At 36.6% G+C, this 17,796-nt stretch carries 10 protein-coding genes; all 10 read right to left on the bottom strand.

The window, feature by feature from the left end; genetic code table 11:
- Positions 1 to 33 precede the first annotated feature (33 nt).
- Positions 34 to 1,110, bottom strand: coding sequence for a beta-galactosidase trimerization domain-containing protein (locus IHE43_RS23920; protein WP_255513811.1), 1,077 nt, complete (start codon positions 1,108 to 1,110; stop codon positions 34 to 36).
- Entirely contained in the window at positions 1,007 to 2,137 is a 1,131-nt protein-coding gene (locus tag IHE43_RS23925) for a beta-galactosidase (RefSeq protein ID WP_255513812.1), read from the bottom strand. Before IHE43_RS23925 ends, IHE43_RS23920 begins: the two co-directional genes overlap by 104 nt.
- A 7-nt stretch (positions 2,138 to 2,144) precedes the next feature.
- Positions 2,145 to 4,835, bottom strand: coding sequence for a DUF5695 domain-containing protein (locus tag IHE43_RS20540; RefSeq protein WP_192185638.1), 2,691 nt, complete (start codon positions 4,833 to 4,835; stop codon positions 2,145 to 2,147).
- Positions 4,836 to 4,918: 83 nt separating this feature from the next.
- Positions 4,919 to 6,610, bottom strand: coding sequence for a DUF885 family protein (locus IHE43_RS20545; RefSeq protein WP_192185639.1), 1,692 nt, complete (start codon positions 6,608 to 6,610; stop codon positions 4,919 to 4,921).
- A 116-nt stretch (positions 6,611 to 6,726) separates the two neighbouring features.
- Positions 6,727 to 9,777 (bottom strand): beta-L-arabinofuranosidase domain-containing protein, encoded by a 3,051-nt coding sequence (locus tag IHE43_RS20550; RefSeq protein ID WP_192185640.1) that lies wholly within the window; start codon positions 9,775 to 9,777, stop codon positions 6,727 to 6,729.
- Positions 9,778 to 9,836: 59 nt separating this feature from the next.
- The gene (locus tag IHE43_RS20555; protein WP_192185641.1) at positions 9,837 to 12,086 is read right to left on the bottom strand and encodes a S9 family peptidase; all 2,250 of its coding nucleotides are present in this window, start codon (positions 12,084 to 12,086) and stop codon (positions 9,837 to 9,839) included.
- Between the two features lie 246 nt (positions 12,087 to 12,332).
- Positions 12,333 to 13,748: an APC family permease gene (locus IHE43_RS20560; RefSeq protein WP_192185642.1), complete on the bottom strand. Its 1,416-nt coding sequence runs from the start codon at positions 13,746 to 13,748 to the stop codon at positions 12,333 to 12,335.
- Positions 13,749 to 13,898: 150 nt separating this feature from the next.
- Positions 13,899 to 15,134 (bottom strand): FAD-binding oxidoreductase, encoded by a 1,236-nt coding sequence (locus IHE43_RS20565; protein ID WP_192185643.1) that lies wholly within the window; start codon positions 15,132 to 15,134, stop codon positions 13,899 to 13,901.
- Between the two features lie 72 nt (positions 15,135 to 15,206).
- Positions 15,207 to 16,217, bottom strand: coding sequence for a 4-hydroxyproline epimerase (locus IHE43_RS20570; protein ID WP_192185644.1), 1,011 nt, complete (start codon positions 16,215 to 16,217; stop codon positions 15,207 to 15,209).
- 3 nt (positions 16,218 to 16,220) lie between these two features.
- Positions 16,221 to 17,789, bottom strand: coding sequence for an aldehyde dehydrogenase (NADP(+)) (locus tag IHE43_RS20575; protein ID WP_192185645.1), 1,569 nt, complete (start codon positions 17,787 to 17,789; stop codon positions 16,221 to 16,223).
- Between the last annotated feature and the right edge of the window lie 7 nt (positions 17,790 to 17,796).

The raw sequence follows: 17,796 nt of genomic DNA on the forward strand, positions 1-17,796 counted from the left end.
GCAATTGTAATTAACTTGAATAGCTTATTTCTATTAATATTTCCAAACCAGTACATCAGCAGTTTTTATTGCTGTAGTTCCAATAATAATTTTAGCACTTTTTGGTAAATTGACATTGTAGATTTTATCTGAATAATTGACTGCGATACCAAATCCATCGCGATACTCTACCATAATTCCTTCAGGATAATTTTCTATAGGCGTATTTTGTTTTTGGTATAATTTTCTTAATACTTGTTTTTCAAGTTCGCCATTTTTGGAATCTACGCCAATGTAGGTAACTGTTCCTTTACCTAAATTACGTGAAATAATAGCGGGAGTTCCTGAATAAAAATCGCCGTCATAAGTTCCCCAAATTTCTGTCTCTTTATTTGGCTTTAATAAATCTCCCCAACTTGTCCAGCCAAATTCCCGATTATCAAATTTTATTATACCCGGAGACTGTGGCATTAACAAATCATATGATTCTATTTGAGAACCTATTAAATTCCACATTGGTTCATAGAATTTTGCTTCCCAAAGATGGCCTTTACGATTTTGAATTCCGGATCGACAGCTCATGATTAAATTTCCTCCGTTTTTAGCATACAAAGTCAGTTTATCAATCATATTTTGATCAATCATTTGATAAGCAGGCACTATCAAAAAAGGGTAATTTGAGAAATTTGTTGTATCCCGAACAAAATCAACTGGCGCACCCATCGATTTTGTTGCTTTATAATATTTTAAAAAATGTCCTATGGTATTCCACTCTTTTGTTTGCTTGTTTAACTCAATGCCCATCACATTATCCGCATTGAATAAAATTCCGGTTTTACGTTTTAAATAGTAATCGGGTAATACTGCTTTGGCATCATACTTTTTTCTTAATGTATCAATTTCTTTTATAAACTGACTGAATTCTATACCTCCAACAGTTGGTGTAACGCCATCTGTACCGACAATACCATAATGAAATTGCTCATAACCATACAAAGGAGCCCGAAAACGATATGTACATGCAAATTTACTGCCTCCTGCAAAAACATGCCACAGCCACATACGGATACTTCCCGGTAATGGCTGCGGATTGATACTTCCCCAGTTTACTTGTCCCGGCTGCAGTTCCATACAACCATACATTCCTTTTAAAGGTCGAAAAAAAATCATTAGACATTCCGATACTGGTATAGTCTCCTAAGCGATATCCTTTCGGACCAATTCCAGGACTTCCTCCGTAAACTAAATACCGTGTATAACAGTCAAAATCCAATTCCTTGCTCATTCCAACAAAGCTTTCATCATAATTGGATCTGTAATTAGAAGTAATCCATTGGTCTCTGGTTATGTATTTGCGTATGGTAAGCGCCTGACTATCCAGAAATGTTGCCGTTTCCTGATCTGCAAATCGATAATGATCTAATTGGGAGTGTAAATTCATTCCCCATTCCTTGTGCAGCGGAATATTAATCTGGTCAAAATTGCTGTAAATTCCACTCCAGAAATTGTTTCCCCAGGCTTCATTTAAAGCATCAATAGTTACATATTTTTCTTTTAACCAATTGCGATAGCGTTGCAGTGCATCTGGTCCATAATCCAGAAAACGCGAAGGCTCATTATCTACCTGCCAACCAATAATATTTTTATTGTTGCCATATCTTTTCGCCAATTGTTCAATCATTTTTAAAGAATAGGCGCGATAATAATTACTTGAAAATGACGCATGTTGTCTTGAACCGTGATCTGTTTTAGTGCCGTCTTCATAAGTAGCCAATATATCCGGATGCTGGCGAACCAGCCAAACTGGAGGAGTAGCCGTTGAGGTACACATGACAATTTTTAAATTATATTTTGCAGCAATACCAACAGCTTTGTCCAGCCATTTAAAATCATAAACACCTTCTTGTGGTTCTAATTGTGCCCATGCAAATTCGCCAAAATGGGTAAACTCGAAACCCATTTCAGCAATTTTTTTCAAATCACGATCCCACTGACTCTGGTCCCAATGTTCAGGGTAATAATATACTCCTACTGTTGTCAGGTCTTTTTTTGGAAAGTATTTGTCAAAATTTTGAGCACTGGAATTTAAACTGGTAAGTATTCCAAATAAAATAAATATTATTTTATAGAAAAGGTGTTTTTTTGATTTTTGCTTCATTTCATACTTATAATTTAATTTGAACAGTTTTACTTTTCAAAGCGATTTTATAGGCGCCTCTAATTTTTTCATAAGGTAATTTTACCTCTTTGTCTACTCTTAAGTAAGCATTTTGAGTATAAGGCGTTTTAGCATCTAAAGTAATTGTAATAGCATCCGTTTTAGTATTGTAGCTTACTTTTTTAAAAGTTCCTGCATCTAATGTCAGCCAAATTTTCTTTGGAGCGATGAATATTTTAGATTTTGCAGCTGTTGTAACATCTACTTCAACCTCATCTCCTTTCTCTTTTAAATTACCTCCAAACGCTACCCAGCCGTACTCTTTTTCATTGGTAATAAAAGTAGCTGTATTGACAGCATAGCCAAAGAAACCCGAACCATAATCTCCGGATAAATAATCAATTCTTAAAGTTTCAGGATAAGAATGGAAAGCTGCAGCTCCAAAACCATCTTCTGTAATATTTGAAATTCCGCCTAATAATCCGCCATAACCTACTTTTAGCAAATGAAAATCATCAGGGGTTTTTCTGAACTGCTCCAAAACCGGAATTGCATTTAAAGCAGAGCCATAATGATGAATCTGGCGCTCAACTCTGGATAATTTTCCTCCATATAAAAAATCCCAATATCTGCGGGCATTTCCATTATAAGCCCAGTGTGGCATTGTAGGCATATAGGCTAAAATAGCGTCCAGCGTTATTTTCGCTTTATCGGTATACCCAAAATAATCAGACCACATATATACTTCTTCCTGACCTGTTGAATCCCAAGGCATTTCACTTCCGAAAGGATAATTTAAGGTTCTCCAATGATCTGCTCTTTCCTTCATTTTAGCCTCTAAAGTATTGGCCATTTCCGTATATCCTTCTGTTTTTAAATCTTTTAAAATCAATAAAAAGACCGTTCCTTCCATTTGTCCAAACTGCGCATAATACGGCGCTAATCTTGTCATCGCAATACTGGTTTCATAAGCATTTTTTAAGTACCAGTCCCAGGCATGATTGGTCACCAGGCCATCATGATATCTGGCCAGGCGATACATGGTCCAATATGCAGCCGCAACGTGCGGATAATTGTAGGATCTTCCCGGATCATCAGAACCTTTTTTGTCCCATGCTGCCCATGTTTTATAATTAACATCCTTACTGTACGTTCCTTCTGGCATTAATTTGGGTTCGTAATAAAAAACACTTTTTTTAACTCCGTATTTAAGTGTGTCAGCTGTGTTATACTGAATTCCGCCCCATAAAGTTTTATCAACAAACTGCTCTAATTTTTCTATTTCTTCTTTATTCGGATCTATTAATTGTTTCATGATAGCGCCAAGCCAGCCTCCCGCTCCACCTTCGTCACTTAAACCTGAAATCCAGACACGACTGTCCTGAACAACTTGTTTCTTAGTTTCATAATCATAAGAGATTACTGAAGGGTTTCTATGAAAAGGGTCATTTTTTTCATCAAACCATTGCGCTGTTGTCAGGAAATGTCCAAAATCAGTTACTACATTGGTTTCTGATTTTATCACTTTATAATTGATTGTTTGCTCTAATCCATCTTCATAAATTACGGTTAACCTTGCTCTTCCCCATTTTTTTCCGTGGACAGCATATTGAAAATATCCATTCTTGTTTTTTGATTTTTCTTCTACAACTAAAGCACCCTCTGGCTCGATTTTAAAAGATTTAACTGCTTTTTTATATTTTAAAAAAAGTTGGCCGTCTACATCCTGAGGCAAAACGTAACCCGGAACTCCAACCGCTACAGGACGTTCGTTTTGAATTAAACCTGACTGAATATTTTCAATTTGATCAACCAAAACAAACTTCAATGAAAAACTTTTAGCTTCTCCTGGCTGAAGTACCAATGAAGTTGGCGTATTCCATTGTTCAGCCGTTTTCCATTCCTGATCCGCATAAGCTTTACTTAATGGCATCCATTCATGAAAACCTTCAAAAACGATGCTTCTTGGTGTTTCGTCATCCAACAATGGACGATAAGCTTCAAAAGGCATATTGGCCTCTGGAAGTACTAACAATGCCGGGCCATGACCGCTTAATCTTTTCACTTCAAGATAACCTGCGTCTTTACCAATATAAGGATCAAAGAATACATTGTGAAGATGTGTTTCGTCTAATGTTTTTCCTTCGAGAATATTATTAAAAACCATCGGAACTCCTAAAGCTCCTATTTCCTGAGCGCTATTTGATTTGTTTGTGATTTCGAAACGCAATATTAAATTCCCTTCTTTTTCTTCGTAAAAACGTTTTATGGTTAAAGGAATTTCTGCTGGTAATGTATTCGAAAGATCAGCAGCAGCCAAAACATTTCCTGAAACATTCAAAGGAATAATAGCAGCTCGCTTAGCAGCTGTAGAATAACTTTTCCAGCTTCCATCAGCTGCTTTTACCCGAAGATTGATATCTCCCAATTGGTAAAGACCATCTTTATCACGAATAGAAAGTCGTTCTCCAGGCGTAAAATCAAAACCCTTATCTGTAAGAGGAGACAAAGCCGCAACAGTTTGAGAAGATTTCAATAATTTTAATTCGAAAGATTTTGTATTCAAATTAATAAATCCTTTTTCTACCTCAAGCGTTGATTTTTTCGCTTTAATTTTATCCCAATATTCTTGTGCCTGCAAATTATTTGAAGCAATGAAGCAACAAATCATCAAAGTCAAAAATTTTATTTTTTTCATAATTCTTATTATTTAAGATCTAAACAGAGTCTGTTTTAGCTTCTTTGTTATACTTTTTAATGATAAAATCTTAACTATTTTAATTATTTGAAATCGGTTGAAAACTTCCAATTCGTTTTATAATCTTCTGAAACTGGCAAATCTTCGAGTAAAACCCGTAACATCTCTACCGGCATGATATTCTCTTTTAAAACGCGGTCGTGAAACTGTTTTTCTGTCCATCCTTTGGCCAGCAATTCATTTCTTAAAGCATAAAATTGCAAACCTCCCGTCATGTAGGCAACCTGGTACAAGGGTGCGTCTCCACTGGCAAAGGAACGTCTTACTTCTGCTTCGGCATTGGCTTTTTCATGTCCTACTTCATTTACTAATAAATCAATACATTGCTGTGGGGTCATTTCTCCTAAATGATATTTTAATGAAAATATAATTCGGGCACAACGGTGTATTCTCCAGAATAACATTCCTAATTTTTGCTCGGGAGTTTGCGGAAATTGTTTGTTCCAAAGTATGATTTCCCAATACAAAGCCCAGCCTTCCATCCAAAATGGCGTATCAAAAGGCTGGCGATACGATTTGTAACGACTGTTCATGGAAAACTGCAGATTATGTCCGGGAAGTAATTCATGCTGAACTGTTGCAAAAGAAAAATTTGGATTATTACCCCGCATACTCATCAGTTTATCTTTCTGATCCATATCTTTTGTTGGATAAGAAATACTGATTTCCCAGCCTCCGGTAAAGAATGGATTTATTTTTTGTCGTTCCGGTGTCATCATAATCATCTGCCATGTTTCTTTTGTTAAATCCGGCAAGGTGATTAAATCTTTATCTTCTATAAATTTAACCGATTGATTGTATAAACTGGTAATTGCCTGTGGCTGTTCGCCTGCCGGAACATAAGTATCTTTAACATGTTCTAATGCCTTTTTCCAATCATTTCCATAACCTACTTCTGTAGCCGCTTTGATCATTTCTTTTTTGCACCATTCAAATTGATTTTGTGCTGCTGCTATCAATTCTTCAGGAGAATATGGAATATATTCATAGGCCAAACTTTTTATAATAGCCTCTCTTCCAATTGGTTTTCCTACAATCCCGCTTCCATCATCTTTTATACTTGTTTGGGAGTAGTTTGTTTTTAAAAAATCTTCATACGTTTTGAGTTTCTCCGATAGTTTTTTATACGGTTTTTCCATCCACCAGGTAAAATCAGGATCATAACTATAATAAAATTCATAAGCTTCTTTTAAGGATTGCTGAAAAGAAGCAACAGATTTTGCGGCTTTATCTGCTGCAAACCAATCTTTAAAAGGTTTAGTTTTTAATAGCTCTGTTTTTTTATCAATACTATTTCCGGCAACATCAAATGCTTTGGCCAATTGATTGGAAACCGGTTTTTTTCCTCTTCTTCTTTCTTGTATAAACAGCGTAATATCGGTTGAAAAATCCAAAACCGAAGCCACCTCTTTATAGGCTTTATATTCTATCTGCAGAAAATAATCTTCTTTGCTGATCAGGTTTTTCAATAATAAATAATCGATTTTTCCATCTTTAGATAAATTTTTAAAATCAATATTTTTTACTGTTTTTGACCAATCGGCATAAAATTTAGAAAAGCGCACATAATACTCTTCCGACTCTTTATTGGAATAAAAATTTTGCAATGCTGTTTTATCTGACTGAAAAGTATTCACGATATCTATTAGTTCGCTGGAAAAAGAGGGCGTTACCATAAATAAAAATAAAACAAGACTTAGAATTGATTTTTTCATGCTTTTGGTTTGATGGTTCTGAATATTCTTTTGCCACGAATTGCACGAATTTTCACGAATTAATTAGTGTAAATTAGTGTAATTCTTGGCGAACTTTTTAGCTATTTTTTAATCTATTATCTTAATGTAACATCCAGATAAACTGAGTGGCGTCCATACGTCTCATAGAAAGGTTTGTAAACTACTCCTTCAATATTGAACTCCAGTTTTTTAGGATCTCCTTGTATCGATTTGCTTATATCTTTAACATCTAAAGTTACTTTTCGCCAATCTTTAAGTGGTTCAGTTTCCTGAGCTGCCAATAATATGGGCCCATAAAATAAACTGGCTATATTTTGCTGATCCATAACCGGTTCTAAGTGAAATTGGAATGGCATGCGCAACTCAATTACATCGCCGTCTTTCCATTTTCTGTTCAATGTAAGGTAACTTCCGGGCTGTGCTTTTACTTTTTCAGACTTGCCGTTTATCTTCACAAAAAATCCTTTGGTTGCCCAATGTGGCACTCGCACTTTAAGATCGAATTTACCATTGCCTTGGATCGTTAGTTTTGTAAAGTCTTCGTTAGGAAAATCAGTGGTTTGTTCTATGGTTATCTTTTTTTCTGTCCAATTTAAGGTTGAAGGCACATACAGATTTACATACAACGCATTGTTATCGGCGCTTTTAAAATAAATAGAATTCTGAAATTTTGTATTGCTCTCGATTGCTGTACCGTTACAACATGTAAATCCTGTCATGTGGGCATTTCCAAATTGTTTTACCGACCCTGGTCTCAACGGTACATGATAGGTATTGGCAGGACTATTTTCAGCCACAGAAGAAAGAATGTGATTGTAAAGACCACGTTCGTAATAATCCATTAACTCTGCACGCTGATCGTAAAGAAATAAATCTCCAGTTAATTTCAGCATATTATAAGTCGCACAGGTTTCATTTTGACCGCCAGATGAAAAACCATTTTCATAAATCGTCGCGGGCTGACTGATAAAACATTCTGCATTTGCCGGATTACGTGCCCCTGCAACTCCTCCGATACTGTACATATAGTCGTTTACTGTTTTGTACCAGAAATTATTAGCAATACGGTAATAATCAGGTGTATTAGAATCACGGTACATTTCTAATGCTCCCATAATTTGTGGAATGTGCTGGTTGGCATGCAATCCTCTGAACGTATCTACATTTTTAGCCAGTCCATGTGTGTGGTTGGCATGACCGTAAAACACTTTAATATTGTCAAATAATTGCGCTACTTCTAAATAATGAGGGTCTTTTGTGATTCTGTACAATCTTGCCATAGCCTCGTTCATTCCGCCAAATTCTCCGGCGATATAGCGGTTCCACATACTAATAAGCGTTTCCGTTGGCAGTTTTTTTATACGGGCATAAACCCAATCTCCCATTCCTTTGGCCGTTTCAAGTGCTTTTTCATTACCACTGACTTCGTAAACATCCATTAAACCTGCAAGAATTTTATGTAATGTATAATAAGGCGCCCAAATTTGAGTTTTCTGTCCTCCGTAAGTTGCTCCATTTTCTAACATTATAAATTGATCCGGAGGATAAGCACTGATAAATCCTTTTCCCCAATTTTGATAGTCGGTGCGAATCCCTTCCGGACTCAAATCTGAATCATAAGTCGTTTTACCGGATCCTGGTGGCACAGCTGTTGGATCTGATACAAACTTTCCTCCGGTTTCTTTTGGATTTCCGGAAAGTTGTGCTAATTGATACAGCGTGTTGACCATGTATTCCATTTTATTGGCAAAATTAGCCTGAAGCGTTTTATCATAACCCGTACTCGCATAAGCCTGAGCAATTGCAGTTAAGTAATGTCCTGTAGCATGACCGCGCAATTTGGTTTCCTGAGTATCCCAAACACCAAGCGGTTCTGCTTCTTTTGGCTGTTGTTGTCCAAAAGCATTGCGAAACATATATAGAAAAGAATCCGGATCTGTCGTAGCCAGCGTTGTCAGGAACTTGTCGCGATTCTCTATAAATTTGGTTTGGTGTCCTTCATGATCAGTATTCAATACCACCTGATCTAGTTTGAATACTTCTAATTTTCGTTCAGGTGTGGCAGTTTCTTTTGCTTCTTTGACAGTTACAATCGCTTTTGGTTTTAAATCTGTTCCCGAAATGCTTCCGGTTACGGTATATTGTCCTTTTTTAAGTACTTGACTATTATCTTTCGGCGAAGGCCAAATCACTCTTACCTCCGGTCCTTCAATTCCATTAGTATAAACTCCTTTTATATAACTCGGTAATTTTGGAAGTGTTCCAACAACTGTTTCTACTTTTACTTCAGAGACGCTCTTCAGGAACTGATTATAAAGTTGTGGAGTTGTTGCAGCAAACTTTGGCAAATCTGCTGCTTGTTCTTCTCCTGATTCTTCTTCCTGACCTTCTTTCAAAGCATTGTTATAGATTCTGGCAATTTGTTTGTCCGTTAAAGGAACTCTGTAAATTCTGAAATCGTGCAATTTTGCATTTAGATAAATATTGTCTTCTGCCAGTGATTTTCCGATGTAAAGTCTATTTTTTTCTGCTGCATTATAGTCAAATAATTTTGCTAAATCCAGTGCTGCATTCTTGGTTTCGCTTACCAGTATTCCATTCACATAAGTGCTAATCGATTTGGAAGGAATATTCAAAACAACTGCAACATGATTCCATTTTCCTGTTTCTAAAGCTGCCGATTTTGTTTTATATTTTGCTGTTTCAGTAAGAACCTGCGTTTGAATTCCTTCTTCATTTTCTGTTCCAACTGGTGCAAAAAACAAATGTGAATCAGCATTTTTTCCAAAATCAAAAAATCGTTGATCTCTTTGTGTAGATCTTAAGAAAATCCATCCTGAAATACTCAACGATTCTTCTCCAATTAATCCGTCAACAGGAATCGAAACATAAGCTTTGCTATCTGCCGGCAAAGAAAGCACAGTGCCGAATTGCTCGTCATTCACAAACCTGGCTTGAGAATTCTGAATTTTACCATGTAAATTATTTCGCGACCAGTCTTTTGCATCGCCATCAAAAACGTATCGTGCAATCAATCCTGTTTCTCCAATTCCGTCTAAAATCTGATCCCCATTTTGAGCCTGTACTGTTGTACTCAATGCCCAAAAACTTAGTACGACACAAATAAATAACTGATATCTTTTCATCACTAATTCTTTTTCTACTGATTTACAAAATCTTAATTTTTCTTCTTTTCAGGAATTTTCTAATTATAAATTTCCTCCCAGGTTGGCGGGATAACTCCTAACAAATGCTGTACAAAATAATCCCTGCGTTTGCGTTCTCCAAAATCTCCTCCGGCTGAATGTCCCATTCCGGGAACGGTAACTAATTCGAAGTTTTTATTGGCTTTTACAAGGGCATTTGCAAATTGCATCGTTGAAGCCGGATCAACATTATCATCCAACTCTCCTAAAATCAACATCAGGTTTCCTTTTAATTGTGCCGCGTTGGCCGTATTGGAACAGGCTTCATATTCCGGTCCAACCGGGTAGCCCATCCATTGTTCATTCCACCACATTTTATCCATTCGGTTATCATGACAGCCGCAAGATGCTACGGCTACATCATAAAAATCAGAGTTAAATACCAAAGCAGCTCCTGCATTTTGTCCGCCTGCTGATGTTCCGTGAATTCCAACTTTATCAATATTCATATAAGGATATTTGGCAGCCGCAGCTTTTATCCAAAGTTTTCTGTCCGGGAAACCTCCGTCTTTTAAATTTTTCCAGCAAACATCATGAAACGCTTTTGAACGGTTTGAAGTTCCCATTCCGTCAATCTGAACCACAATGAATCCTAATTCGGCTAAAGAAGACATTGCCCAATAGTAAGGCTGGAAATTTTTCGGAACAAATGAGTCCTGTGGACCTGCATAAATATATTCGATAATTGGATATTTATGACTAGGATCAAAAGTAGTGGGGCGTACAATAACTCCCCAAATATCTGTTTTGCCATCTCTTCCTTTGGCTGAAAAAACTTCCGGTGCCGTCCAGCCTGTTTTCTGTAATGCCGAAATATCGGCCTTTTGCATTTCTACAATCGTTTTTTGAGAGTCTATACTTTTTAGAACCGTAATTGGCGCTGCATCTACTCTCGAATATTGATCAACATAATATTTATAATCCGGCGAAAAAGTCACTTTATGATTGCCATTTTCAGTGGTTAATCTTGTAAAGTTTTTTCCGCTAAAATCGATTCGGCAAAACTGCAGCAAATAGGGATCCTGATCTTTGTCTAACCCACTTGCGGTAAAATAGATTTGTTTTTTCTCTTCATCAACTTTTATTACTTCCCTAACTGGCCAGTTTTCTTTAGTAATCTGGTTTTTTACTTTTCCGGTAAGGGCGTCATATAAATATAAATGATTCCATCCGTCGCGCTCTGAAGCCCAAATGATCTCATTGTTTTTTTTGATGTCATAACGGTATCTTTTTCCGCTGTATTCTACAAAAGTCGGACTGGTTTCTTCAATAATAACTTTTACTTTTCCTGTTGTGGCATTGACTTCTAAAACGCGATATACCTGATGTCCTCTTTGATTGTATTCAAAAGTAAAAGCACTACTATCGTCTTTCCATTCAATTCCTGAAAGGTCATATTGCTGTTGAAATAAATCGGTCGCAATCGGGATTTGTTTCTTTGAACCCACTACAAACAATTGCGGACTTTTAAACGGCAATTGATCTCCAGGCTTTAGATAATCTCTGGTCTGCAGTTTCGGTTGGAACTGATCTGACGGGCTTGATTCTACAAAATAAATTTTATGCTCCTCGCCTGGTCTTACTTTATAGGCCATTATTTCATGGCTGTTTGGCGACCACTGTATATAGGATGAATAATAAAACCCCTTTGAACCATCATAGCTTAATTGTGTTTCTACTTTCGTCTTTTTGTTTTTTATATATAAATTATAGTTTTGTATAAAAGCGATATGCAGCGAATCCGGGGAGCCTACTGGTTTGTTTCCTAATTCATCAAAATTTCCACCCCAATAATCATCTTTTTTCAAGGGCTTTTTATATGGACCAACTTTAGTTAATTCGTATGTATTTAAATTACAGGAAAACTTAAGTGAGTCTGTTGTAAATACTAATGTTGACAAACTTTTATCAAACTCTAAATTCTCGATCGGAAGATCTTTGGACCTGATCTCTTTTCCTAAATTTTTTGAAAGTGACTGCCCTAATCTATTATGATCAAAAGCAGCTGTTTGTTTTTGCTGTTTGGTATCAACCAAAAGAAATTCTTTTCCTTTCAACAGATTATTGCTATACCAAACATAATCATTCCCAATCCAATGAAATTCTTTGGGAGAATTAACCACCTTATTCCTGAATAAAGAATCTACAGCATTTGCTCTTTTGTATTCTTTCAATGTACCTTGCGCGTGACTGATCAAACACCACGAAAGTGTTAAAATTACACTTATTTTTTTGCTAGTTGTCTTCATAATTTAAATAGTAATAAAAATATATAATATTGATTGACATCTATGGGTTAATATTAACAGATAGTAATATTATATTATCCATTGAAAATGAAATGTTAGGGAAATCAGTTATTAAATACTAATTACGGGTTGAAATCAAGTTTTTCTTAGCAGCATAAAAATAAGAAAAAGTAAATTTTAAATATTCTTTCGATATTAAACCTGACAGGTTTTCAAAAACTGTCAGGTTTAAACTAAAAGCTAAAATTAATTTGAAGTTTTTTCTTTAATTAAATAATAAATCGGAATACCCATCAGCATAATTAAAACGCCCCAGCCACAGGTTGAAAATTTTGTGAACAATAAAGAAACACAAACAGCCGAGGCAATAACAATATACAATAAGGGTAAAAATGGATATCCGATTGCTTTGTACGGGCGAACTGCATCTGGCATTTTTTTACGAAGACGCATAATCCCGTAAATAGTCAGAATGTAGAAAATCAGGACAATGATAATTACAAAGTCTAATAAATCTCCGTATTTACCTGTAAGACATAATACTGAAGCCCAAATACATTGTGCCCACAGTGCCCAGGCAGGAACACTTGCGTGGTTTAGCAGCGCTGCTTTTTTAAAGAACAAACCGTCATTTGCCATGGTATAATAGACTCTGGCCCCAGCCATAATTAATCCGTTATTACAGGCAAAGGTCGATATCATAATCATAAGGGCAATAATAAGCGTTCCAATATCTCCAAAAATATAATCTGAAGCGACCACTGCTACCCTATCAGATTTTGCTGTTGCAATTTCGCTAAGCGGAATAACAGCTACATACATTAAATTGGTTAATACATAAATAATGGTTACAATTAAAGTTCCGAGAAACATGCTTAAACCCACATTTCTTTTTGGATTCTTAATTTCTCCTGCAATAAAAGTTACACCAGTCCAGGAATCACTTGAAAACAAGGTCCCAACCATGGCAGCAGATATTCCGGAAATTAATGCTGTAGTATTAATTGACATCCACGAACCTGTTTCTGTGTTAAAAGAATGTGGCGTCCAGGCATCTGTCCAGTTGGCATTCCAAATAGAAGCTTTAGCAGCCAAGGTAAATCCGAAAATGATTAGTCCTGAAATAGATACTATTTTTATAATGGTTAAAATGGTTTGCAAAATTTTACTGTTTTTTACTCCTCGCGTGTTTAAATAGGTCAGAAAAATAATGGTCACAATAGAAACAATCTGTGCTACATTGAGTTTAAAACTGCCTATTTCATATAAAACATTTTCATCACTAACAGCCGGAATCAAATAAGCTGCAAATTTTGAAAATGCCACTCCCACTGCCGCAATGGTTCCGGTTTGAATGACGGCAAAAAAGCTCCAGCCATACAAAAAGGCAATTAATTTATTGTAGGCTTCTTTTAAGTAAACATATTGTCCGCCTGCATTGGGAAACATGGCACTTAATTCTCCGTAACTTACTGCGGCAATCATCGTAATAATTCCTGAAATGAGCCATATTAAAATGAGCCATCCGGTCGAACCTACTTGTCTGGCAATATCGGCACTTACAATAAATATTCCGGATCCAATCATGGAACCTACAACAAGCATGGTTCCGTCGAGAAGCCCTAATTCTTTTTTAAATTCTTCGTGGTTTTGGTCTTTCATTTTTTGTTGTTTATTTGGTTCAGATTATAAAATCCATTCAAATTCTAAATTTGGTTAATATTTAGATTTCCTTTTTGAATGAACAATTTAAAATCGCAATAGCATTATTGAAAAAAAATCAGCTTCATTTAAAAAAATGAAACTGATTTTTTATAGTTGAAACATTTGCATGTCTACAGAAGTAGTTTTTCCGGAAATAATCTCTGTTACAATTTTTCCTGTTGCAGGTGCCAGGCTTAAGCCCATCATGGCATGCCCTGTAACCAAAGTTAGATTTTTAAGTTTTTTATCTCGGGCAATTATTGGCATTCCGGAAGGTGTACAAGGTCTGAATCCGAACCATGTATCTTCTTCTTTTGGCATTTCAATTTTTAAGTCCGGATAAAAATCATTGATGGAATTTACAATTCCCTGCAATCTGTTCTGATTGATTTTGGTGTCATCGGTGTGTGTTATTTCCATTGTTCCTCCAAAACGAATATCGCTATTCATAGGCGTAACCGCGACTTTTCCTTCACACAAAATACTTGGAATTGAAGGTTTGTGGTTTTGATCTTTTAACGTAAAGCTGTAGCCTTTCCCGGGTAATATTGATATATTGACATTCAATTTTTTAGCGATGTGCGGGCTCCATGATCCTGTTGCCAAAACAACCTCATCTGTTGCAAAACTGCCTTTATCTGTTATGATTTCAGCAACGGTATTATTCTTTAAAACAAAATCACTTACGGTTGTCAAAGGATGAATTTGTACTTTTAAGTGATTTAATTGTTCTTTTAAAAACTGCATGAATTTTTGAGGATAAACATGCGCATCGCTTTTATAATGTACACCGCCAATGACGTTTGTAGCCGTTCCTGTTTCTAATTTTGAGACCTCATCTTTTGACAGGAAATCAACTTCTAAGCCTAATTCTTCTGCCAATTTTCCTTCGTGATGAATTTCTTCGGCGGTTTTATCCGTTTTATACAGCATTAAAAGTCCTTTTTCTTCATAAAAAAAAGAGTTGTTCTGCCTTGCAAAATCCTGATAAAGTTCTTTACTCAAAAGTGATAAATCACAGAGAGCCGGCATTGCTTTTTCGACATGTTTTAAATTGGCATGTTTATAGAACTGCAATCCCCATTTTATTAAATCCATGCTTAATCTTGGTTTCACATAAAACGGACTCTGGCTGTCAAACATCCATTTTATTCCCTGTGCAATCATACCGGGCTGTGCCAGGGGAATTATATGCGAAGGAACAATCATTCCCGCATTTCCGTAAGAACAGCCGTCATTCATATCTGATTTATCAAAAACAACTACTTCAAAACCTTCTTTGGCTAAATAATAAGCTGAACACAAACCTATTATCCCTCCCCCAATTATACTGACTTTTTTCATTAGTATTATAAATTTCAAATCATTGGCAGGAAAGTATTCTGTAAACCAATGTTTTTTTACATTATCATTTTTTTAAATTACCTGAAAACCAAATGCGTACGGATCATCATCTTCATCAATAATGATGTTATTATATCCGTAAACTTTTGCCCAGCCCTGAATGCTTGGTACAATGGCTTTAATATCTCCTATTGAAGTTTCTTCTTCAACCCGTCCGATAAATTTGCTTCCAATAAAACTTTCATGAATATAGTCTTCCCCTTTTTTGAGTTTCCCTTTGGCATGAAGCTGCGCTATTCTGGCTGAAGTTCCGGTTCCGCATGGCGAGCGGTCAATCGCTTTGTCACCATAGAAAACAGCATTTCTACCGGATGAAGCCGGATCAATAGGATCTCCTGTCCAGAGCATATGACTCACATCACGAATGGTGTCATTTTCAGGATGAATGAAAAGATTTGGATATTTCTCGTTAATGCGTTTTCGAACTTCCTGACTGTACTGCACAATTTTTCCGGCTGTAAAATCCTGAACGCCTGAAAAATGCTGCTGCGGATCTACAATAGCGTAATAATTTCCGCCATAAGCGACATCAAAAACAATTTCGCCTAATTCCGGACAATCAACAGTCAAACCTTCAGCTGCTAAATATGATTTTACGTTGGTCAATCGAACCCAATCCACTTTTTTTCCGGTTTGTTGGTATTCTATTTGAACCAAACCTGCCGGAGCTTCCATTTTTATCTTCCCGGGAATTTTAGGGATAACTAATCCTTCTTCAATAGCAATAGTTATAGTTCCAATTGTTCCGTGGCCGCACATAGGCAGACAACCGGAAGTCTCTATAAATAAGATTCCGAAATCATTTTCAGGATCACTGGGCGGATACAATATACTGCCACTCATCATGTCATGACCCCGGGGTTCAAACATAAGTCCTTTACGAATCCAGTCGAATTCTTTTAGGAAATACTGGCGTTTCTCGCTCATATTGTTTCCAATCAAATTGGGACCACCACCGGCTACAACTCTTACGGGATTTCCACAGGTATGAGCATCTACGCAAAAAAAGGTTTTTCTAGGCATATATTAAATGGTGTTCTGGGTTACTATATCATTTACTATTCTATTAATTCCTAACGGATTTTTATCCTGCAGTGCTTGTGGAAGCAACTCATCCGGCCAATCCTGAAAAGTTACCGGCCGAACCCATCTTTTGACTGCAGTTAATCCTACTGAGGTAAATTTGCTGTCTGAACTTGCGGGAAAAGGTCCACCGTGTGTCATTGCCGAACAAACCTCTACACCGGTAGGAACATTATTAAAAATTAAGCGTCCGACTTTATTTTTAAGATTTTCAATTACTTCTTTGAAATCTTCATATTCTTTTAGATCAGCATTTAAAATGGTTCCGGTCAATTGTCCTTCTAAATCCAAAATAATTTCATTGAGCTGCTGAATATCATCACATTTAACGACAACAGAAAAAGGGCCGAAAACCTCCTGATGAAACGTTCTGTTTTTTAAGAAAGTATCGCCATCGACCGTAATTACATTTTGCAATGCATAATTTGGTTTTACTTCTCTGTTTAAAGTTGTTTGCTGTGTATATCCTTCCTGTCCAAGCACTTCTGATTTCAGGGTTTCATATTGCTTTTTGATATTAGGATTCAGCATGCAAGTTGGTTCTAATTTATCAATCTCTAAAGCTAAAATAGTAATAAAATAATCCAGTTCGTTGCTTTTTATTCCTAAAATAAGACCGGGATTTGTGCAAAACTGACCCGTTCCTGCCACAATCGATCCGGCATAATTTTTAGCCCATTTTTCAACATCTGTTTTCAAAGCAGAGGGTAAAACAATCACCGGATTAATACTTCCCATCTCGGCGTAAACCGGAATTGGGATAGCTCTATTTGCTGCAGCTTTGCAAAGCGCTATGCCTCCTTTAGTACTTCCTGTAAATCCAACTGCCTTAATTGAAGGATGTTCTACTAAAGCGGTTCCCACTGCTGTACCGCTGCTGTTGAGATTGGAGAAAACACCATTTGGCATTCCTGTTCTTTTGGCTGCCTTAATAACTGCCGAAGCTACCATTTCACCTGTTCCGGCATGAAGCGGATGCGATTTCACCACCACAGGGCAGCCGGCTGCCAGTGCGCTTGCAGTATCTCCTCCAGCTGTAGAAAAGGCAAGAGGAAAATTACTGGCTCCAAAAACAACTACAGGTCCAATTGGAATCTGTAATCTTCGGATGTCTGGTTTGCCTTCTGTTTTATTAATGATTGCTTCAACCCACGAACCTTCTCTAAGCATGGTTGCAAATGCTCTTAACTGCCCGGTTGTTCTTGCGCGTTCTCCATTTGCTCTTCCTTCCGGAAGGCCTGATTCCTTAATGTAGCTTACTAATAAATCTTCGCCAAGTGCTTCAATTTCTTCTGCTATCGCTTCCAGAAAATTAGCTTTTTTTACGTCTTCAATTGTTCCGTATGTTTTAAAAGCTTCTTCGGCTAAAAGTACGGCCTGAGAAATTTCATCTTCGGTAGCTTCATAAAAAACTGTTTCATTTTCAGAATTTTGTTCTGGGTTTATGGTTTTATATGTCGTTTTACCTTTTGCGGAAAGCACGTCTCCAATATAATTTTTACCTGTCGTCATCGCTTTC

Origin of the sequence: Flavobacterium sp. MDT1-60, assembly GCF_014844035.1 — a bacterium.
Lineage (GTDB): Bacteria > Bacteroidota > Bacteroidia > Flavobacteriales > Flavobacteriaceae > Flavobacterium.